Origin of the sequence: Niveispirillum fermenti (genome assembly GCF_048066175.1) — a bacterium.
GTDB classification, from domain to species: Bacteria; Pseudomonadota; Alphaproteobacteria; order Azospirillales; family Azospirillaceae; genus Niveispirillum; species Niveispirillum fermenti.
On the sequence record NZ_JBLTXA010000008.1, the window covers coordinates 168,348 to 187,475 of the forward strand.

At 68.7% G+C, this 19,128-nt stretch carries 15 protein-coding genes; 10 read left to right on the top strand and 5 right to left on the bottom strand.

From position 1 onward, the window contains the following. Positions 1–153: 153 nt before the first annotated feature. On the bottom strand, positions 154–810 hold the full coding sequence (locus tag ACM9LZ_RS10950) for a GNAT family N-acetyltransferase (RefSeq protein WP_416619445.1): 657 nt from the start codon (positions 808–810) through the stop codon (positions 154–156). Positions 811–821: 11 nt separating this feature from the next. Next, the gene (locus ACM9LZ_RS10955) at positions 822–1,391 is read right to left on the bottom strand and encodes a helix-turn-helix domain-containing protein (RefSeq protein ID WP_416619447.1); all 570 of its coding nucleotides are present in this window, start codon (positions 1,389–1,391) and stop codon (positions 822–824) included. 87 nt (positions 1,392–1,478) lie between these two features. Here ACM9LZ_RS10955 and ACM9LZ_RS10960 point away from each other — a divergent pair, with 87 nt between their 5' ends. Then, a complete protein-coding gene (locus ACM9LZ_RS10960; RefSeq protein WP_416619449.1) occupies positions 1,479–2,147 on the top strand; it encodes a helix-turn-helix domain-containing protein in 669 nt (222 codons plus the stop codon). Here the strand turns inward: ACM9LZ_RS10960 and ACM9LZ_RS10965 are convergent. The 3 genes from ACM9LZ_RS10965 to clpB form a co-directional block, all read right to left on the bottom strand. Next, on the bottom strand, positions 2,099–2,494 hold the full coding sequence (locus ACM9LZ_RS10965; protein WP_416619451.1) for a VOC family protein: 396 nt from the start codon (positions 2,492–2,494) through the stop codon (positions 2,099–2,101). The two genes, ACM9LZ_RS10960 and ACM9LZ_RS10965, sit on opposite strands and share 49 nt — an antisense overlap. Before the next feature lie 443 nt (positions 2,495–2,937). Continuing rightward, positions 2,938–4,224, bottom strand: coding sequence for an isocitrate lyase (gene aceA / locus ACM9LZ_RS10970; RefSeq protein ID WP_416619453.1), 1,287 nt, complete (start codon positions 4,222–4,224; stop codon positions 2,938–2,940). Between the two features lie 448 nt (positions 4,225–4,672). Beyond that, positions 4,673–7,318, bottom strand: coding sequence for an ATP-dependent chaperone ClpB (gene clpB, locus ACM9LZ_RS10975; RefSeq protein WP_416619455.1), 2,646 nt, complete (start codon positions 7,316–7,318; stop codon positions 4,673–4,675). Positions 7,319–7,485: 167 nt separating this feature from the next. On the opposite strand from clpB, the gene ACM9LZ_RS10980 reads away from it, so the two are divergent. The 9 genes from ACM9LZ_RS10980 to ACM9LZ_RS11020 all read left to right on the top strand — a co-directional run bounded on the left by ACM9LZ_RS10980 (position 7,486) and on the right by ACM9LZ_RS11020 (position 19,126). Beyond that, positions 7,486–8,052: a methylated-DNA--[protein]-cysteine S-methyltransferase gene (locus ACM9LZ_RS10980; protein WP_416619457.1), complete on the top strand. Its 567-nt coding sequence runs from the start codon at positions 7,486–7,488 to the stop codon at positions 8,050–8,052. 101 nt (positions 8,053–8,153) lie between these two features. After that, entirely contained in the window at positions 8,154–8,918 is a 765-nt protein-coding gene (locus ACM9LZ_RS10985) for an MOSC domain-containing protein (protein WP_416619459.1), read from the top strand. 151 nt (positions 8,919–9,069) lie between these two features. After that, positions 9,070–10,023, top strand: a complete 954-nt coding sequence (locus ACM9LZ_RS10990) for an acetyl-CoA carboxylase carboxyltransferase subunit alpha (RefSeq protein ID WP_416619461.1) — start codon at positions 9,070–9,072, stop codon at positions 10,021–10,023. Between the two features lie 311 nt (positions 10,024–10,334). Continuing rightward, the gene (locus ACM9LZ_RS10995; RefSeq protein ID WP_416619463.1) at positions 10,335–11,072 is read left to right on the top strand and encodes an ImuA family protein; all 738 of its coding nucleotides are present in this window, start codon (positions 10,335–10,337) and stop codon (positions 11,070–11,072) included. After that, positions 11,005–12,651 (top strand): Y-family DNA polymerase, encoded by a 1,647-nt coding sequence (locus tag ACM9LZ_RS11000; RefSeq protein ID WP_416619465.1) that lies wholly within the window; start codon positions 11,005–11,007, stop codon positions 12,649–12,651. The genes ACM9LZ_RS10995 and ACM9LZ_RS11000 overlap by 68 nt, the downstream gene beginning before the upstream one ends. Next, positions 12,648–15,866 (top strand): error-prone DNA polymerase, encoded by a 3,219-nt coding sequence (locus ACM9LZ_RS11005; protein WP_416619467.1) that lies wholly within the window; start codon positions 12,648–12,650, stop codon positions 15,864–15,866. The genes ACM9LZ_RS11000 and ACM9LZ_RS11005 overlap by 4 nt, the downstream gene beginning before the upstream one ends. A gap of 166 nt (positions 15,867–16,032) precedes the next feature. Next, complete coding sequence (locus ACM9LZ_RS11010; RefSeq protein WP_416619469.1) at positions 16,033–17,514, top strand: aldehyde dehydrogenase; 1,482 nt, start codon at positions 16,033–16,035, stop codon at positions 17,512–17,514. Positions 17,515–17,526: 12 nt separating this feature from the next. Beyond that, positions 17,527–18,291 (top strand): SDR family NAD(P)-dependent oxidoreductase, encoded by a 765-nt coding sequence (locus ACM9LZ_RS11015; RefSeq protein WP_416619471.1) that lies wholly within the window; start codon positions 17,527–17,529, stop codon positions 18,289–18,291. A 94-nt stretch (positions 18,292–18,385) separates the two neighbouring features. Further along, positions 18,386–19,126, top strand: coding sequence for an IclR family transcriptional regulator (locus ACM9LZ_RS11020; RefSeq protein WP_416619473.1), 741 nt, complete (start codon positions 18,386–18,388; stop codon positions 19,124–19,126). Positions 19,127–19,128 lie beyond the last annotated feature (2 nt).

The following is a 19,128-nucleotide window of genomic DNA, read 5'->3' on the forward strand; positions in this document are numbered from 1 at the left end:
TACCAACTTGCGATGAGTAGAACTCATCGCAAGTTGGTCCGGCGGCGACCGCCGCCGCGCCGCTCGTGCGGCGTAGCCAAGCCAACGAATGTTGGCGCCGGCAATTGAGGGCGGTGACCAGAACCAATAGGTTCTGGTCACCGCAAAATAGTATTAGCCGGCGAAGCCGGCCCGCCCGTCGCTGCCGAAGCGCCGGCCCAGGTCGGCCGACAGGGCGTCCAGCAGGCCGGCGGCCTCTGGCTGGGCCGGGTCGGTCGCTTCAACCGTCAGGCCCGGTACGGGCCCCGGCAGTTGGCGGTACATGACATGCGTGGCATGGCTGGTCCCATCGCCATTCAGGGCATAATCCGGGATGATGCCGCAGCTCTGCCAGCCCAGGCGGGCATAGAGCCGCCCGGCATCGTCGCCCTGGCGCGTGTCCAGCACCAGCAGGCGCCTGCCCGCCCCGCGCGCCACCTCCTCCGCACGCCGCAGCAGGGCAGAGGCGATGCCCTGCCGGCGGGCATCGGGATGGACCAGCATCTTGGCGATCTCCGCCCGGTGGCTGCCATTGACCTGCGGTGCCAGGGCCAGGGTGACCGTGCCGACGGTGCGTGCTTCCTGCCGCGTCACGGCCAGCAGGATCAGCTTCTCCCCCGCTGCCACCTGGGACGCCTGCGCCTGCCAGAAGGCGGCGGCGGCATCCAGGTCCAGCGGCGGGATGAAGCCGACCGCGGCGCCGTTCATGACGCAATCCCGCAGGATCAGGGCGAGTTCGGGTATCGCGGCCGCAAAGGATGTGCGGTCCGCCTGGATGATGTCGAACGACATGGGATGTCCCCTCAGGGGCGGGTGATGGCGATGATGTAACGGGCGGGCCCTTCGCCCAGACTGGTGAAGCGGGAGGCGCCATACAGCCGGAACCGCAGGCAATCCCCCGGTTCCAGCCGCCAGGCCGTCTGGTCCAGCCGGTATTCCAGGCGGCCTTCCAGCAGCCAGATATGCTGTTCCAGGCCGGGCACGGGCGGGGCGTCGTAATCGATGACGGTGCCGGGCGGCAGGGTGCCGTGGATCATCTCCGTTTCCATCCCGGCCGCCGGGGGTGACAGGGACCGGCGCACGAAGCCTGTCGACGGGTCGGTCCAGACCGGCTGGTCGGCCGCGCGCACCAGCAGCGCCGGCTCCGCCTCCACCTCCGCCAGCAGGCGCGACATGGGCCGGCCATAGGCGGCGCAGAGCCGGCCCAGCAGGCTGGCCGTGGGGCTTGTCTCCCCCCGTTCCAGGCGCGACAATGTCGCCTTGGGCACGCCGCTGCGGCCGGCCAGATCGTCCAGCGTCCAGCCCGCGTCCCGGCGCAGTTGCGACAGCCGCGCGGCCAGCCGGCTGTCGATCGTATCGATGTTCTGTTCCATAAATGGGAATTAATCTCAAATATGGAACTCCGTCAAGAGGGGAGATCGGTCCCCGGACGGTTGCGGGGAAGGGGAAGGCGCGCGCAAATGCATCATGTCGGCTGGTCGCATTGCTGGGAGGCGGAAGGGGCCGCCATCATCCTGCCCGACGGGTGCCGGGACCTGCTGGTCACGACCGGGCCGGACGGACGGCAGCGGGTATCCCTGACCGACTGGGACACGGGGCCGCGGGCTGTGCGCGTCGCGGCCGGCACGCAGATGGCCGGGTTCCGCCTGCGGCCCGGCATGGTCCCGGACCCGCTGCTTCTCCGGCGGGTGGTGGCGGCGGCCCAAACGCGGGGGGAGGCGGCCGGGATCGGCGCCTTGCTGGAAAGCGGTGTCGCGGCCGACCGGGAGATGGAACAGGTGATCGATGCCCTGGCGCAGTCATGCGGCACGGGGGCGGAGGTGGCGCGCCAGGCCGGTGTCGTGCCGCGTACCCTGCAGCGGCGACTGGCCGGGCTGGGCCTGCCGCCGCCGGATTTCTGGCGTCTGCTGGGCCGGGCGCGCCGGGCGGCGGCCAGTCTGGGTCCCGACCGGTCATTGGCCGATATCGCCTGTGCCTTTGGTTACAGCGATCAGGCCCACATGACCCGGGAATTCACCCGCTGGTTCGGCCTGACGCCGGCCCGCCTGAGCCGTCGCCGGGCCGAACTGGGCCTTCTGGCTCAACCGGGGCTGGGCAACTGGACCGGGGAGCAGATTTCGATGAGGTAGCCGTTGGGGTCGCTGACATAGGCCAGCGTCTGCCCCCAGGGCATCTCCTGCACATCCTTTTCCAGCACGGCACCGGCCGCCAGGGCACGCCGCAGGGCGCCGGCCACGTCATCAGTTTCCAGCGCGATTTCGAAACAGGGCTGACGACGGGAGGGGCGGGCCGGGTCCTTGCCCAGTTGCCGCATCAGGCTTGTGGAGGAGAAGGCGAGCTTGGTGTGACCCGTCGCCAACTCGCCATAATCCCCGCCTTCATGCACGAACCCCTTCTCCAGGCTGAAGGCACGGGTGAAGAAATCGATGCTGGCGGCGACGTCATCGACATAAAGGATGGTGTAGCGGAAGATCATCGGGGGGCTCCTGTCATGGGAACCCCCTTGATGCCAGAAGGGCGGCGGGCATTCTTGAAGATATGCGACAGGCCGGAAAGGGCGATGGGGCAGACTTGGCGGACAGGACATGACACCGGACATGGCAACGGCACCGCCTCTCCCTTGTCGCGCGGGAGAAGCGGTGCCGTTGCCATGTCATCAGTCTGAAAGAGAGCAGCCTGAAAGGGCCCCCTGGCCGGGACGATCCGGACGGTGTCGGCGATCCATCGCGCCGTCCGCCGGCTTTCCGCCGCCTCCTCCCATCCAGCGCGAAGGAAGGCGGAAAGGTTCCGGCCCTGGGGCCAAGCGCCGTGGGAAGGATGCAGCCCCCACCCCCGGCAGACCCGCCACCCCGTTCAGGAAGGTTGGCGGATCGAAGTGCTGGTCCGGACCCCCCGGTCACCGAGGGATCCGGGGACCGATCAATGGAACTGGTCGGTCTCGGTGCTGTCCTTCATGGCGGTCGTGGAGGACGTGCCACCGGAGATGGCCACGGCCACCGCGTCGAAATAGCCGGTGCCCACCTCGCGCTGATGCTTCACGGCGGTGAAGCCCTGGTCGGCGGCGGCGAATTCCCGCTGCTGCATCTCCGAATAGGCGGCCATGCCGCGTTCCTTGTAGCCCTTGGCCAGTTCGAAGGTGGCCAGGTTCAGGCTGTGGAAGCCCGCCAGGGTCACGAACTGGTACTTGTAGCCCATGGCGCCCAGCTCTGCCTGGTACTTGGCGATGGTCGCGTCGTCCAGGTTGGCCTTCCAGTTGAAGGAGGGCGAGCAATTATAGGCCAGCATCTTGCCGGGGAACTTCTTGTGGACGGCCTCGGCGAAGCGGCGGGCATCGTCCAGGTTCGGCTTGCTGGTTTCCCACCACATCAGGTCGGAATAGGGGGCGTATTCCAGGGCACGGGCGATGCAGTAATCGACGCCGACACCCTTCTTGATGCGGAAGAAGCCTTCCGGCGTGCGGTCGTTGCGGTCGATGAACGGATGATCACGCTCGTCGATGTCGCTGGTGATCAGCTGGGCCGACTCGGCATCCGTGCGGGCAACGACCAGGGTGGAGGTGCCGCAGACATCGGCGGCCAGGCGGCCGGCATTCAGCGTGCGGATGAATTGCTGGATCGGGATCAGCACCTTGCCGCCCAGATGGCCGCACTTCTTCTCGGAAGCCAGCTGGTCCTCGAAGTGAACGGCGGCGGCACCGGCCTCGATCATGCCCTTCATCAGTTCAAAGGCGTTCAGCGGGCCACCGAAACCGGCCTCGGCATCGGCGATGATCGGTGCGAACCAGTAGGTGTCGCCCTTGCCCTCGGCCGTCTGGATCTGGTCGGCGCGCTGGAAGGCATTGTTGATGCGCTTCACGACGGCCGGGACGGAGTTGGCGGGATACAGCGACTGGTCGGGATACATCTGGCCGGCCAGGTTGGCGTCGGCCGCGACCTGCCAGCCCGACAGATAGATGGCTTCCAGGCCGGCCTTGACGTGCTGGAGAGCCTGATTGCCCGTGAAGGCGCCCAGCGTGTGGACATAGGGCCGCGTGTGCAGCAGTTCCCACAGGCGGCGGGCGCCCATTTCAGCCAGGGTATATTCGATCTTCACGGAGCCGGACAGGCGGCGCACATCCTCGGCCGTGAAATCGCGCTTGATGCCTTCATAGCGCTTGGCGTGGACGGCGGCGAGATCGATGCTCTGGGTCTGATCAAGCGGGGACATGGAAGGTAACTCCTGGCCTGGTGGGGCTCTCAATTGGTTTCTGAACGGCTGCTTGTCCTTGTCTGCCACCTTGGGGGCCGGGGGCCGGGCTTGGTGTGCAGTGCAGCGCTGTTGAGATGAACATGAGCCCGCGACAGAAAATGATCAATATGGCCAGAAACGTAAAATAGTATTGCTGTCACATGTTGTAATGCCAATTCGTGTGATGTTGTAAATTTTGTAAATCCGCATGCAGAGGCCGATTTCCCCGCGCGCTGAGGCGATACGGACAGCAAAAGGCCCCGGTGATCACGCGGATCACCGGGGCCTTGCGCGGCACGTACCGCGCGGCGGCAGTCGCCGCCGACATCAACGGTCAAATATTTCGACCGTTGATGTCAGACAGCCTGACCGGCCAGGGCCGTTTCAGCCCGAGGCTGTCAGCGCGCCACGGGTTGGCCCGCAGCCGTCAATGCAGTGTGCCTGGCCGTGACTGACCCCAGGCGGATTCGCCCGGTGCCGGCATGGGGCCATGGACCGGCTCGCCCTGGATGGTCAGCCCGTCGGGGCCGGCATCCACCTGCACGGGCGTGCCGGGCAGCACCTTGCCTTCCAGGATGCGGCTGGCCAGGGGGTTCTGCAGTTCCCGCTGGATCACGCGCTTCAGGGGGCGGGCGCCATAGACGGGGTCGTATCCCTTGTCGGCCAGCCATTCCTTGGCGGCCGGGGTCAGGTCCAGCCCCAGGTCGCGGTCGGCCAGCATCTTTGTCAGCCGGGCCAGCTGCACCTCCACGATGCCCGACATGTTGGCGCGCGACAGCCGGTGGAAGATCAGGATCTCATCCAACCGGTTCAGGAATTCCGGCCGGAAGGCACCGCGCACCACCTCCATCACCTGGGCCCGCGCGGCACCGCTATCCTCCCCGTCCGGCAGGTTGGCCAGGAATTCCGACCCCAGGTTGGACGTCATGATGATCAGCGTGTTGCGGAAATCCACCGTCCGGCCCTGGCCATCGGTCAGGCGCCCGTCGTCCAGCACCTGAAGCAGGATGTTGAAGACATCCGGATGGGCCTTCTCCACCTCGTCGAACAGCACGACCTGATAGGGCCGGCGGCGCACGGCCTCCGTCAACGCCCCGCCCTCGTCATAGCCGACATAGCCTGGCGGCGCGCCGATCATGCGGCTGACCGCGTGCTTTTCCATATATTCGGACATGTCGAGCCGGACCATCGCCGTCTCGTCATCGAACAGGAATTCGGCCAGCGCCTTGGTCAGTTCCGTCTTGCCGACGCCCGTCGGACCTAAGAACAGGAAGCTGCCGATGGGGCGGTTGGGATCCTGCAACCCGGCGCGCGACCGGCGGACGGCATTGGCGACGGCAACCACCGCCTCCTGCTGCCCGATGACGCGCCCGGCCAGCTTCTCCTCCATCCGCAGCAGCTTCTCCCGCTCGCCCGTCAGCATCTTGTCGACGGGGATGCCGGTCCAGCGGCTGACCACCGCGGCGATGTCCTGGTCGCGCACCTCCTCGTTCAGCATGCGGTGCTGGCTGGCCTCCGCCGCGGCGGTCAGGCGCTTTTCCAGGTCGGGAATGCGGCCATAGGTGATCTCACCCGCCCGCGCCCAGTCGCCGGACCGCTGCGCCTGTTCCAGTTCGGCCCGGGCACGGTCCAGTTCCTCCTTCAGCTTCTGGGCGCCGGTCAGCGTGTCCTTCTCCGCCTGCCACTGGGCCGTCAGGGTGCCGGACTTCTGCTCCAGTTCCGCCAGTTCGACCTCCAGCTTCTCCAGCCGGTCCTTCGACCCCTGGTCGGTCTCCCGGCGAAGGGCCTCGCGCTCGATCTTCAACTGGATGATGCGGCGGTCCAGTTCGTCGATGGCTTCGGGCTTGCTATCCACCACCATGCGCAGGCGGCTTGCCGCCTCGTCGATCAGGTCGATGGCCTTGTCGGGCAGGAACCGGTCGGTGATGTAGCGGTTGGAAAGGGTGGCGGCCGACACGATGGCGCTGTCGGTGATGCGCACGCCATGGTGAAGCTCGTACTTCTCCTTCAGGCCGCGCAGGATGGAGATGGTGTCCTCCACCGTCGGCTCGGCCACGAAGACGGGCTGGAACCGGCGGGCCAGGGCCGCGTCCTTCTCGATATACTTGCGGTATTCGTCCAGCGTCGTGGCGCCCACGCAATGCAGTTCACCGCGGGAAAGTGCGGGCTTCAGCATGTTGGACGCATCCATGGCGCCATCGGCCTTGCCGGCCCCGACCAGGGTGTGCAACTCGTCGATGAAGACGATGACCTCGCCGGCCGCCGACTGGATCTCCGACAGCACGGCCTTCAGCCGCTCCTCGAACTCGCCGCGGAACTTGGCCCCGGCCACCAGCGCGCCCAGGTCCAGCGACAGAAGCTGCTTGGATTTCAGCCCCTCCGGCACATCGCCATTGACGATGCGCAGCGCCAGCCCTTCCACGATGGCGGTCTTGCCCACGCCGGGCTCACCGATCAGCACGGGATTGTTCTTGGTGCGCCGCGCCAGCACCTGGATGGTGCGGCGGATTTCCTCGTCACGGCCGATGACGGGGTCCAGCTTGCCGTCGCGCGCGGCCTGGGTCAGGTCGCGGGCATATTTCTTCAGCGCATCATAGCCCTGTTCGGCCGACGCGCTGTCGGCCGTGCGGCCCTTGCGCAGCGCGTTCACGGCCTCGTTCAGCTTCTGCGGTGTCACGCCGGCATCGGCCAGCGCCTTGGCGGCGTCGGTGCCGGCCGAAAGCGCCAGGGCCAGCAGCAGCCGCTCCACCGTCACGAAACTGTCGCCGGCCTTCTTGGCCAGTTCGGTCGCCTGGTCGAAGGTGCGGGCCAGCTCGCGCGTCACGTAAAGCTGCGCCCCGCCGCCGCCTTCCACCTTGGGCAGCTTGCGCAGGGCGGCGTCGATGGCCGCATTGGCCTTGGCCGGGTCGCCGCCGGCGCTGGCGATCAGGTTGGCGGCCATGCCTTCCTGGTCCTCCAGCAACGCCTTCAGCAGATGTTCAGGCGTCAGTTGCTGATGGCCGGTGCGCAGGGCGGCCCCCTGGGCGGCCTGGATGAAACCCTGGGCGCGTTCGGTGTAGTTCTTGAAATCCATAATCCTGCATGCTCCCCAACATTGCCCCATCGTCCCCGCTGGGCCCGATGAATGCGATGATCCACGTCAAAGTGCGATCCGGGAGGATCGATATGGATGTGGGAGATGGCCTGAAGGGGCGCAAGGCCCGGTGACGCGGAAAGTTGCAGCGGTTATGCTTGCCCCCCATGACCGGCCGTTTCCTTCACCTGTTCGACACGCCTGTCGGCACCTGTGCCATTGCCTGGGGGCCGTATGGGCTGCTGGGTGTGCGCCTGCCGGCCGTGGAAGGGGGCGATCTGGCGGGCCGCCTGCGCAAGGCCGTGCCCGGTGCCGTCGCGGGGCAGCCGGACGAGACGGCGGCGGCGGCCATCGCCGGCATCCGCGCCCTGCTGGCGGGGGAGCGCCGGGACCTGCTGGAAATAGGCCTGGACATGGCGCAAACCAGCCCCTTCGACCGCGCCGTCTATGCCATCGCCCGCGCCATCCCGCCGGGCCGCACCCTGACCTATGGCGAGGTGGGCCGGCGCATGCCGGCGGCGGTCCTGGGCGGTATGCCGCCGCACACGGTGCCGCGCGCGGTCGGACAGTCGCTGGGGCGCAACCCCTGGCCCATCGTGGTGCCCTGTCACCGGGTGATGGCGGCGGCCGGCGGTGCGGGTGGCTTCTCGGCCCCCGGCGGGGTGGCGACGAAGCTGGCCCTGCTGCGGATCGAAGGGGCCGTGTTGCCGGCCGAACAGTTGGGTCTGTTCTGAGATTACCGGGCGATCGGCCGTTTCATGAAACCGAATTACCGGTTCGGACCCATTGTGATGGTTGCGCCGTGACCGCCGGGCGGATTATCCTTCGTCCCATCATGTCCGCGACGCTCGATGCCATCCATTATTTCCCGGTCAAGGGCCTGACGGCCCAGACGCTGGACCATGCCACCCTGACGCCGGGCGGCTGCCTGCCGCATGACCGGCGTTTCGCCATCCTGCACCGGGCGACGCAGTTCGATCCGCTGGAACCGGCCTGGAAACCCAAGACCAATTTCCTGGTGCTGCTGCGGGACGAGAAGCTGGCGACGCTGCAGGCCGTGTTCGATCCGGAAACCTGTGTCCTCGAACTGCGGCGCGGGGGCAAGCGCGTGGCGCGCGGCCGCATCGACACGGCCACGGGCCGGCTGCTGATCGACCAGTTCCTGTCGGCCTACATGGCCGGTGCGGCCGTGCCCGGCCCGTACAAGCTGGTGGAAAGCCCCGGCCACAATTTCACCGACATCCCGGACAAGGCCGTGTCGCTGCTGAATCTGGCATCGGTGAAGGATATCGGGCGGGTGACGCAGCGCCCTGTCGATCCGCTGCGCTTCCGCGCCAACCTGCACCTGTCGGGCCTGGCACCCTGGGCAGAGATGGGCTGGGTGGGCCGGCGCATCGCCGTCGGTGATACGGTGCTGTCCGTCTTCAAGACCACGACGCGCTGTGCCGCGGTGGAGGTCAACCCCACCACGGGCGAGCGCGACATGGCCCTGTTGAAGGCGCTGAAAAGCGGGTTCGACCATGTGGTCTGCGGTGTCTATGCCAGGGTTGAAGCCGGCGGGGCGATCCGGGCCGGTGATCCGGTGCGGCTGCTGGACTGACGGGGAAAGGCCGGTGGCGGTGGCTTTCGGGGCCGCTCGGGCTCCCCCTTCAGCCCACCCTTGCGCATGCACACTCATGCACACTATGGCCCTCCCGCCCATCTCGTGCTAATCAGCCCGCTTCAGTGCCAAGGGCGGAACCATCAATTCGATGCATTTCCTGGAATTCGAAAAGCCGATCGCGGAGCTGGAAGCCAAGATCGAGGAACTGCGCCATCTTGCCGATGGCGGCGATCTGAACATCGCCGACGAGGTGAAGAAGCTGCAGGACAAGGTGGACAAGCTGCTGCGCTCCACCTACGCCAAGCTGACACCGGCCCAGAAGGTTCAGGTGGCGCGCCATCCGAATCGGCCGCACTGCCTGGACTATGTCGAGGCGCTGATCACCGACTTCACCCCGCTGGCCGGCGACCGGCTGTTCGGGGAGGATCGGGCCGTCATCGGCGGGCTGGGCCGTTTCCGCGGCCGGTCCGTGGTGGTGATCGGGCAGGAGAAGGGCAACGATACCGAAAGCCGCGTGAAGCATAATTTCGGCATGGCCAAGCCCGAAGGCTATCGCAAGGCCCAGCGCCTGATGGCCATGGCCGACCGGTTCGGCCTGCCCGTCATTTCGCTGGTCGATACGGCCGGCGCCTTCCCCGGCGTGTCGGCGGAGGAACGTGGCCAGGCGGAGGCCATCGCCAAGTCGATCGAAAGCTGTCTGCGCCTGACCGTGCCCATGGTGTCCACCATCATCGGCGAGGGCGGGTCCGGCGGGGCCATCGCCATCGCCGCGGCCGATCGCGTGCTGATGCTGGAACATTCCATCTATTCGGTGATCTCGCCGGAAGGCTGCGCGTCCATCCTCTGGCGCTCGGCAACCAATGCTGCCGACGCGGCCCAGGCCCTGCGGCTGACGGCCCAGGACCTGAAGGAACTGGGCGTCATCGACCGCGTGGTGATGGAGCCCATCGGCGGCGCCCATCGCCGGCGGGACGAGACGATCACGGCCCTGGGCAACGCGATCGAGGATGCGCTGGAAAGCGTGCGCGGCCAGGACGGCCCCACCCTGCGCCTGAACCGCCGGCAGAAATTCCTGGACATGGGGCAGAAGGGGCTGGGCTGACCGGCGCCGGGGCCTGTCGGCATCGCCGGCAAACAGGTCCCGCCTTCATTCGTGCCGCCGCCGTGCCCGTCGGCGCGGATACCAGGGGACATTCTCCATGCTGGAGCGGTTTTCCTCTGACTGGAAAGCCGCCCCGCCGGCAACTGCTGCCGCGCGGCATAGGCCGCGTAGCCAAGCCGCGCAATAATCGCGGACCCGCAGGGTAACGGCACCGATCTGGGGCATGGACGCCCGTGTCTATTGCCACTTCCCCATCCCCGCCCACCGGATTCAACGCTTGCAAACAGGAACAAAACACGAACAATTGCCCCATGGCCGACAGGATCCCCACCATCGCCGCCCTGCGGGAGCGGCTGTCCATCATGGACAGGGTGCGCCCCCCCAAGGGGCGCGCGGCCCTGTCGCTGGGGCTGGGCGCGCTGGATGCGGCCCTGCCGGGGGGTGGGCTGGTGCGGGGCGGGTTGCATGAGTTCTGGCCGGGGCCGGGGGATGCGGCGGCGCATGGGTTTGTTGCGGCCCTGCTGTCGGGCCTGCCACCCGGCCCCATCCTCTGGTGCCGCCATCGCGACCGATCGGACCCGCTGGGGCTGGCCGACATGCCTTATGGGCCGGGGCTGGCCGGTGTGGGGCTGGACGCCTCACGCCTGATCCTGGCGCGCCCGGCCGGGGTGGAGGATGCGCTGTGGGTGCTGGAGGAGGCGCTGCGCTGCCCGTCGCTGGCGGCTGTGGTCGGCGACGGCGTGCTGCCCGGCAGTGTGGCCGGCCGCCGCCTGCAGCTTGCGGCGGAAGAAGGGGGGATGATGGCCCTGCTGATCCTGCCGCCGGTGGCCCGCCCCCCGCCTTCCACGGCATTGACGCGCTGGCGCGTGGTGTCGGCGCGCGGCCGCCCCCTGCATGAGGCGGAAGGGGGCTGGCCGCGCTGGCAGGTATCGCTGCTGCGGGCACGCGGCGGCGGATCGGGTTCGTGGGAGGTTGCGTGGGATGACGCGGCGTTTCGTCTCCGTCTGGCTCAGCCGCTGGCCGACGGACCAGTGGCGGCGGCGGAATAGGCAGGACGGGCCTGCCGGTCCCCTGGCCCTGACCCTGGCGGGGCAGGGCGGCATCCGGCTGCATGCCGTCGACGGGCTGGCCGAGGCGGACGGGCTGCGGGCAGGATTGCTGCTGGCCGACGCCCGCGCCCTGGCACCGTCGCTGACGGCCATGCCCGCCGATCCGGCGGGCGACCGCGCGGCCCTGGTCCGGCTGGCGCTGTGGGCGCAGCGTTATACGCCGCAAACAGCGACCGACGGGCCGGACGGCCTGATCCTGGACATCGCGGGGGCCGCCCATCTGCATGGGGGGGAGGCGGGGCTGCTGGCCGATCTGGGTGCCCGGCTGGACCGGGCCGGTTTCACCCACCGGTTGGGGCTGGGCGATTCGCCGGCCGCGGCCTGGGGCTGGGCCCGGCACCGCCCTTCCGTCAGCGACCCTGTCCTGCCGGAAGGGCGGGGGGCCTGGCCGCTGCTGCTGCCCCTGCCCATGCCGGCCCTGCGCCTGGATGGGGAACAGGTGGCCGATCTGGCGCGGGTGGGGCTGGTGCGGGTGGGCGATGTCCATCGCCAGCCGCGCGCGCCGCTGACGGCCCGCTATGGCCCGGGTATCGGCCGGCGGCTGGACCGCATGCTGGGCCTGTCGGCCGAGCCCGTGGCCCCGCAGGCCCCGGCCCCGGTCTGGCAGGTCCGCCGTTCCTTCCTGGAACCCATCGCCACGCGCGAGGCGATCGAGGCCGCCGTGCTGGCCCTGCTGCGGGATCTGGCCCGGCGGCTGGAACAGGCCGGGCGCGGGGTGCGGCGCCTGAAGCTGACCTGCTTTCGCACGGATGCCACGGTGCAGGACCTGTCCATCGGTGCCGCCCGCCCCGCCCGCGATCCCGCAGCGCTGCTGAAGCTGTTCCGGGAACGGTTCGACACGATCGAACCCGGTTTCGGGATCGAGATGATGGAACTGACGGCCGTTTCGACTGACCTGTTCACGGCCGAGCAGGCGGGGCTGGCCGTGGGCGGGGGCGGCGCCCTGGCGCTGCTGTCCCTGCTGGACCGGTTGGTCAACCGGCTGGGAGAGGAACGGGTCGGCCGTCCCCTGCCGCGCGACACGCACCGGCCGGAGGCCGCCACCGATCTGGCCGGGGAGATGGAGGCGGGTCTTGCCGACCCTGCCTTCCTGCCGGCGGGCGGCGGTTCGCAAGGCCCGGTCGCGCCTTCCGGCATGCGATTTCCCGACCCGGTCCCGGCCTCCACCCCGGTGGCAATGGGGGATGATGGTGACCGGCCCTGGCCCAAGGCCCAGCCCCGCCGCCCGCCGCCCGCGCGCCCCCGCACCTGGCGGGTGGAAGGGCCGCGGCCGCTGCTGCTTTTGCACCCGCCCGAGCGGGTGGAGGTGGCGGAACCGGCGGAGATGCTGTGGCGTGGCCGCTGCTGGCGGCTGGACTGGCTGGAAGGGCCGGAGCGCATCCGCCCGGACTGGTGGCGGGCGCGGCTGGGCCCCACGCGGGATTATTACCGCGCGCAACTGGCCGATGGCCGCCGGCTCTGGCTGTTCCGCACGGCCGACGACCGGGGGCACTGGTACCTGCATGGATTATGCGCATGACGGACGGCAATTATGTCGACCTGCAGGTCACCAGCAATTTCAGCTTCCTGCGCGGCGGCTCGCATCCCCATGAACTGGCCCTGGCCGCTGCCGGCCTGGGACGGCGGACCATCGCCATCACCGATCATGACACGCTGGCCGGGGCCGTGCGCATGCATGTGGCCTGCCGGCAGCATCGTCTGCGGCTGGTGGTCGGGTGCCGCCTGACCCTGGCCGATGCGCCGCCGGTTCTGTGCTATCCCACCGACCGCGCGGCCTATGGCCGGCTGACGCGGCTGCTGACCCTGGGCAAGCGGCGTGGTGGCAAGGGGGAATGCCATCTGGCCCTGGCCGATCTGGCCGCCGGGGCGGAAGGGCTGATCCTGGCCGTTCTGGCGCCGGACGGCAGGGCCACGCCGGACCGGCTGGCCGTTCTGGCGGCCCAACTGCACCGGTTCGCGGCCCTGCCGTCGGCCGGGCTCCATCTGGCTGTCGCGCCGCTTTACCAGGGATATGACCGGTCGCGGCTGCTGCGGCTGGGGGAGCTGGCCGACGCCCTGGGGGTGGGGCTGCTGGCCACGCATGACGTGCGCTACCACCATCCCGACCGGCAGCGGCTGCATGATATCCTGACCTGCATCCGTCATGGCCGGACATTGGCCACCGCCGGCCGCTGCCTGTCCCCGCATGCCGAACATTACGCAAAGCCGGCCGGAGCCATGGCGGCCCTGTTCGCCGCCCGGCCCGACGCGCTGGCCGCCAGCGCGGCCATCGCCGCCCGTTGCACCTTCGCCATGGATGAATTGCGCTACGACTATCCCATCGATCCCATCCCGTCCGGCCTGACCCCGCAGCAGGAGATGGAAAGGCTGGCCTGGGAGGGGGCGACACGTCTTTACCCGCAAGGTGTGCCCGAAAAGGTGTCCGGCCTGCTGAAATATGAATTCGACCTGATCGGCAGGCTGGACTACGCGCCCTATTTCCTGACGGTGCATGACATTGTGCGCTTTGCCCGGTCGCGGGACATCCTGTGCCAGGGACGGGGATCGGCGGCCAATTCGGCCGTGTGCTTCTGTCTGGGCATCACCTCGGTTGATCCCACGGTCAACGAGTTGCTGATCGAACGCTTCATCTCTGCCGAGCGGGGGGAGCCGCCCGACATCGACGTCGATTTCGAGCATGAGCGGCGGGAAGAGGTGATGCAGTACATCTATGACAAATATGGTCGCGCCCATGCCGGGCTGGTGGCCACCGTCATCTGCTACCGTTCCCGCATGGCCATCCGGGAGGTGGGCAAGGTGCTGGGCCTGTCCGACGATGTCATCGGCGCCCTGGTCCGGCTGGGCTGGAACCGGCATGGCATCACGCATGAGGGGGTGGCGCGGGAAGCCGGGCTGGACCCGTCCGACCCCACGCTGGCGCTCTGCATGGACCTGGCCTATGACCTGCGGGGCTTTCCGCGCCACCTGTCGCAGCATGTGGGCGGCTTCGTCATCTCCCGTTCCCGCCTGGACGAACTGGTTCCCATCGAGAATGCGGCCATGGAGGATCGCACCGTCGTGGAATGGGACAAGGATGATGTGGAGGCGCTGGGTCTGCTGAAGATCGATGTGCTGGCGCTGGGCATGCTGTCCTGCATGCGCCGGGGGCTGGAGATGCTGTCCCAGCGCCTGGGCCGGCCGCTGGCCCTGACCGACATACCGCAGGGGGACAAGGACACCTACGACATGATCTGCAGGGCCGATACGGTCGGCGTCTTCCAGATTGAAAGCCGGGCGCAGATGTCCATGCTGCCCCGCCTGCGTCCGCGCGAATTCTACGACCTGGTGATCGAGGTCGCCATCGTCCGCCCCGGCCCCATCCAGGGGGACATGGTGCATCCCTATCTGCGCCGGCGCAACGGGCTGGAGCCTGTCGGCTTCCCCAAGCCGGAACTGGAGGCGGTGCTGAAGCGCACGCTGGGTGTCCCCCTGTTCCAGGAACAGGCCATGCGCATGGCCATCGTGGCCGCCGGCTTCACCCCGGGCCGGGCCGACCAGTTGCGCCGCGCCATGGCCACCTTCAAGAAGACGGGCGGGGTCGGCGCCTTCGAGACGGAATTCATCCAGGGCATGATCGCCCGCGGCTATGACCCCGCCTATGCCGACCGCTGTTTCCGGCAGATACAGGGGTTCGGCAGCTATGGTTTCCCGGAAAGCCATGCCGTCAGTTTCGCGCAGCTGGCCTATGCCTCTTCCTGGCTGAAATGCCACCACCCGGCCATCTTCGCCTGCGCCCTTCTGAACAGCCAGCCCATGGGCTTCTACCAGCCGGCCCAGATCGTGCGCGACGCGGCCGAACACAAGGTGGAGGTGCGGCCCGTGGATATCAACCGGTCGGAATGGGACTGCACGCTGGAGGAAGGGCGTGGCGGCCCGGCCCTGCGCCTGGGCTTCCGGCAGGTGAAGGGACTGCGGGAGGAGGCGGCCATCCGGATCGCCTGCGACCGCGGCACCGGTTATGACACGATCCGCGACCTGTGGCGGCGGACGGACCTGCCCGTGGCCGTGCTGGAACGGCTGGCCGATGCCGATGCCTTCGCCCCTCTGGGCCAGGACCGTCGTCAGGCGCTGTGGGAGGTGAAACGACTGGGGGGCAGGCCGCTGCCGCTGTTTCAGGCGGCCGACGGCGCCCGGCGCATCGGCGATAACCGCCCGCCGGTGGATATGGGGCCCGTGGATATGGGGGACGAGCCGGAGGCCGGATTGCCCAGCCTGTCGCTGGGCGAGCAGGTCTGGACCGACTACCGCACCCTGTCCCTGTCGCTGCGGGCCCATCCGATGGGCTTGCTGCGTCCCGTCATGACGGGGCTGGGCATGGGCACGACGGAGGCGCTGCGCCATGCCCGGCCGGGGTCGCGCGTCGATGTCGCGGGCCTGACCCTGGTGCGCCAGCGGCCGGGCACGGCATCGGGCGTCATCTTCGTGACGCTGGAGGATGAACTGGGCATCGCCAACCTTGTCGTCTGGCCATCCGTCATGGAACGCCACCGCCGCACCCTGATGACGGCGGCGCTGATGGGCGTGCGCGGGCGGCTGCAGCGGGAAGGGGAGGTGATCCATATCGTGGCCGAAAAGCTGATCGACCTGTCATCCCACCTGCGCAGCCTGCAGCCGGGTGGCCTGTCGGCCAATGACGCGGCCCTGCCCGATGCCCTGCCCGCCCGGGTGTTCGGGGAAGGGCGCAATTTCCACTGACGGGGCTGGTGACGGGGCTGGTGACGGGGCCGGGCATGGAGGGGACCGGACATTGACGGGTGGCGGCGCTTGGTCCCCACCGAATCAGGAAGCTTGGATGATTGACCGATCCCCATATATGGACAAATTTATCCCTATACAGAGATAAATTGTCAGGGGGAGGGCGATGCTGGACAGTTTCCGGTTCGACCGGCTTTTCATCGATGGCGAATGGACGGTGCCGCTGGATGGCGGCGTGCGTGGCAGCATCGACCCTGCCACGGGCAAGGTCTGGGGCGATGTGGCCTATGGCGGCATCAAGGATATCGACCGGGCCGTGGCGGCCGCCCGCGCGGCGTTCGAGGGCCCGTGGCGTCGCATGCCGGGATGGGAGCGCGCAGCCATCCTGCGCCGCTTCGCCGATCTCTATGCCACGCAGATCGACGCCCTGGCGCGCATCGAGACACAGGATAATGGCCGGGCGGTACGGGAATCGCGCGGGGATATCGGGCTGCACCCGCAATATTGGCACTGGTTCGCCTCCCTGGCCGACAAGCTGTCGGGCCGCACCATCCCCATGGATGACAGCGTGCATGCCTTCACCTCCCGCCTGCCGGTGGGGGTGGTGGGCACCATCACGCCCTGGAACGTGCCGCTGATGGCGGCCACCTGGAAGCTGGGGCCGGCGCTGGCGGCGGGTTGCACCGTGGTGCTGAAGCCGGCGGAACAGACGCCGGCCTCCTCCCTGGCGCTGGCCCGGCTGTTCCAGGAGGCGGGGTTTCCGCCCGGCGTGGTCAATGTCGTGCCCGGCGACGGGCCGGCGGCCGGCGCGCATCTGGTTGCCCATCCGGGCGTGGACAAGATCGCCTTCACGGGCGAGGGCGCCACGGCCAAGACCATCCTGAAGACCGGCGCCGACACGCTGAAGCGGTTCAGCTTCGAGCTGGGCGGCAAGGCGCCGCACATCATCTTCGCCGATGCCGATATCGAGCAGGCGCTGAACGCCGCCACGGGATCGGCCTGGGCGCTGTGCGGGCAAAGCTGTGCCCTGGGATCGCGCATCCTGGTCGAACGGCCCGTCTATGACAGGGTGGTCGCGGCGTTCCGTGAACGGGCGGCGCGTGTGCGGGTGGGCATGCCGCTGGACCCCGCCACCCATATGGGCCCGCAGGCGCACCATCAGCAACTGGACAAGACCCTGTCCTATATCGATATCGGGCGCCGTGAAGGGGCCGATCTGGTGGCGGGCGGGTCGCGCATCGACAGCCCGGACCTGGCCGGCGGCTATTTCGTGGAACCCACGGTGTTCGCCGGCGTGCGCCCCGACATGCGCATCGCGCAGGAGGAGATATTCGGACCCGTCGCCGCCATCATTCCCTTCGACGGGGAAGAGGAGGCGGTGTCCATCGCCAACGGCACGCCCTATGGGCTGGCGGCCGGGCTGTGGACGTCGGACACGGGCCGCGCCCACCGCGTGGCCAACCGGATCGAGGCCGGGATCGTCTGGGTCAACACCTACCGCTACATCCGCTGGTCCACGCCCTATGGCGGCTTCAAGACCAGCGGCTGGGGCCGGGAGAACGGGATCGAGGCGCTGGACAGCTATCTTGAGACCCGCACCACGATCATATCGACGACCGGGCGCTTCGCTGACCCGTTCGCAAGCTGAGGGAGGAAGGCAATGCGTCTTCAAGGCAAGCTGGCCATCGTCACGGCCGCCGCGTCCGGCATGGGCCGGGCCGGCGTGGAACGGTTCGTGCGCGAGGGTGCGCGCGTGGCGGCCATCGATATCAGTGCCGAGGCCCTGGACCGGCTGGTGGCCGATTTCGGCGCCGGCAAGGTCGTGCCCATCGTGGCCGACCTGTCGACACCGGACGGCGCGCGCGACAGCATCGATCAGGCCGTGGCGGCCCTGGGCGGGGCCGACATCCTGTGGGCCCATGCCGGCATGCCCGGTCCGGCCTCGGTGGAAAACCTGGATATCGACGCCTATCGCAAGGCGATCGACCTGAACGTCACCTCGGCCACGCTGGGGGCGGGGCAGGTGGCGGCGCACATGCGGGCACGCGGCGGCGGGGCCATCGTCTTCACCTCTTCCATTTCCGGCCTTGTCGGTTCGATGATGAGCCCGATCTATTCGGCCGCGAAATGGGCCGTGGTGGGGCTGACCAAGTCGCTGGCCCTGGCCCTGGCCGGAGACAATATCCGCGTCAATGTCGTCTGCCCCGGCCTGGCCGACACGCCCATGAAGGCGGGCTTCACGGGCCGCAGCGGCGATCCGGCCGAAGCGGCCGCCAACGAGGCCAAGGTGGTCGGCGCGGTTCCCATGGGCCGGCTGGTGAAACCGGGAGAGGTGGCCGACGCTGTGCTGTGGCTGGTGTCCGACGAGGCCAGTTTCGTCACGGGCGTGGCCCTGCCCGTGGATGGCGGCTTCACGGCGCGGTAAGGGCGGGACGGGGCTGTGCAGATCGGGCTTTGCCGGAACGGGCCTGGCCCCCTATCGTCGGCGTCCCTTTTCCCCCGTTTGGCAGAGGCCAGGCATGGTTGTTGTGCGGCAGGCCGCGAACGCGCTCCAGCTCCTTGAATATTTCGCCCGGCGGCTGCGGCCGGCCACGGCGGCGGAGATCGCGGAGGATCTGGACTGGCCACGTTCCAGCACCTTCAAGATGCTGGGCACGCTGGCTGAGATGGGGTTCCTCTACGAACCCCAGCCGCGCGGCGGCTATTACCCCAGCCCCCGCTGGCTGGACCTGGCGGAACGGGTGACGCGCGCCGACCCCCTGCCCGATGCCGTGCGGCGGCTGGTCCGCGATCTGGCGCGGGCGACGGGGGAAACGGTGCTGGTCGCCGCCCCCGCCGGGGAACAGGCCATCTTTCTGGAGGTGGAGGAGTCGCGCCAGCCCGTGCGCTATTTCGCCAGCCCCGGCAGCCTGGTGCCCATCCATGCCAGTTCGGCCGGCCGGGCCCTGCTGGCCCAGATGCCGGTGCGGGAGCGGGAGCAGCTTTACCGCCGCATCCGCTTCGACGGGTTCTCCCCCACCACGCCGCTGACCCCGGCCATGGTGGAGGCGGAACTGGAGGCCGCGCGGGTGCGTGGCTTCCACCAGAGCAATGCGGAATACATCCCCGATCTGGCCGGCGTGGCGCTTGCCCTGCCCTTCGGCCACCGGCGGCTTTCCATCGTCGTCGTCGGCCCCGTCTCCCGCTGCCTGGACAGGCGGCCGGCAATCGCGGGCGTGATGGCGGAACAGCTCGATAAACTGAAGCAGGACGGGGCCTGATC

Coding starts and splice junctions, on each gene's coding strand:
- ACM9LZ_RS10950 (WP_416619445.1), bottom strand. CDS start 810: ATGTCGTTCGACATCATCCAGGCGGACCGCACATCCTTTGCGGCCGCG.
- ACM9LZ_RS10955 (WP_416619447.1), bottom strand. CDS start 1,391: ATGGAACAGAACATCGATACGATCGACAGCCGGCTGGCCGCGCGGCTG.
- ACM9LZ_RS10960 (WP_416619449.1), top strand. CDS start 1,479: ATGCATCATGTCGGCTGGTCGCATTGCTGGGAGGCGGAAGGGGCCGCC.
- ACM9LZ_RS10965 (WP_416619451.1), bottom strand. CDS start 2,494: ATGATCTTCCGCTACACCATCCTTTATGTCGATGACGTCGCCGCCAGC.
- aceA (WP_416619453.1), bottom strand. CDS start 4,224: ATGTCCCCGCTTGATCAGACCCAGAGCATCGATCTCGCCGCCGTCCAC.
- clpB (WP_416619455.1), bottom strand. CDS start 7,318: ATGGATTTCAAGAACTACACCGAACGCGCCCAGGGTTTCATCCAGGCC.
- ACM9LZ_RS10980 (WP_416619457.1), top strand. CDS start 7,486: ATGACCGGCCGTTTCCTTCACCTGTTCGACACGCCTGTCGGCACCTGT.
- ACM9LZ_RS10985 (WP_416619459.1), top strand. CDS start 8,154: ATGTCCGCGACGCTCGATGCCATCCATTATTTCCCGGTCAAGGGCCTG.
- ACM9LZ_RS10990 (WP_416619461.1), top strand. CDS start 9,070: ATGCATTTCCTGGAATTCGAAAAGCCGATCGCGGAGCTGGAAGCCAAG.
- ACM9LZ_RS10995 (WP_416619463.1), top strand. CDS start 10,335: ATGGCCGACAGGATCCCCACCATCGCCGCCCTGCGGGAGCGGCTGTCC.
- ACM9LZ_RS11000 (WP_416619465.1), top strand. CDS start 11,005: ATGACGCGGCGTTTCGTCTCCGTCTGGCTCAGCCGCTGGCCGACGGAC.
- ACM9LZ_RS11005 (WP_416619467.1), top strand. CDS start 12,648: ATGACGGACGGCAATTATGTCGACCTGCAGGTCACCAGCAATTTCAGC.
- ACM9LZ_RS11010 (WP_416619469.1), top strand. CDS start 16,033: ATGCTGGACAGTTTCCGGTTCGACCGGCTTTTCATCGATGGCGAATGG.
- ACM9LZ_RS11015 (WP_416619471.1), top strand. CDS start 17,527: ATGCGTCTTCAAGGCAAGCTGGCCATCGTCACGGCCGCCGCGTCCGGC.
- ACM9LZ_RS11020 (WP_416619473.1), top strand. CDS start 18,386: ATGGTTGTTGTGCGGCAGGCCGCGAACGCGCTCCAGCTCCTTGAATAT.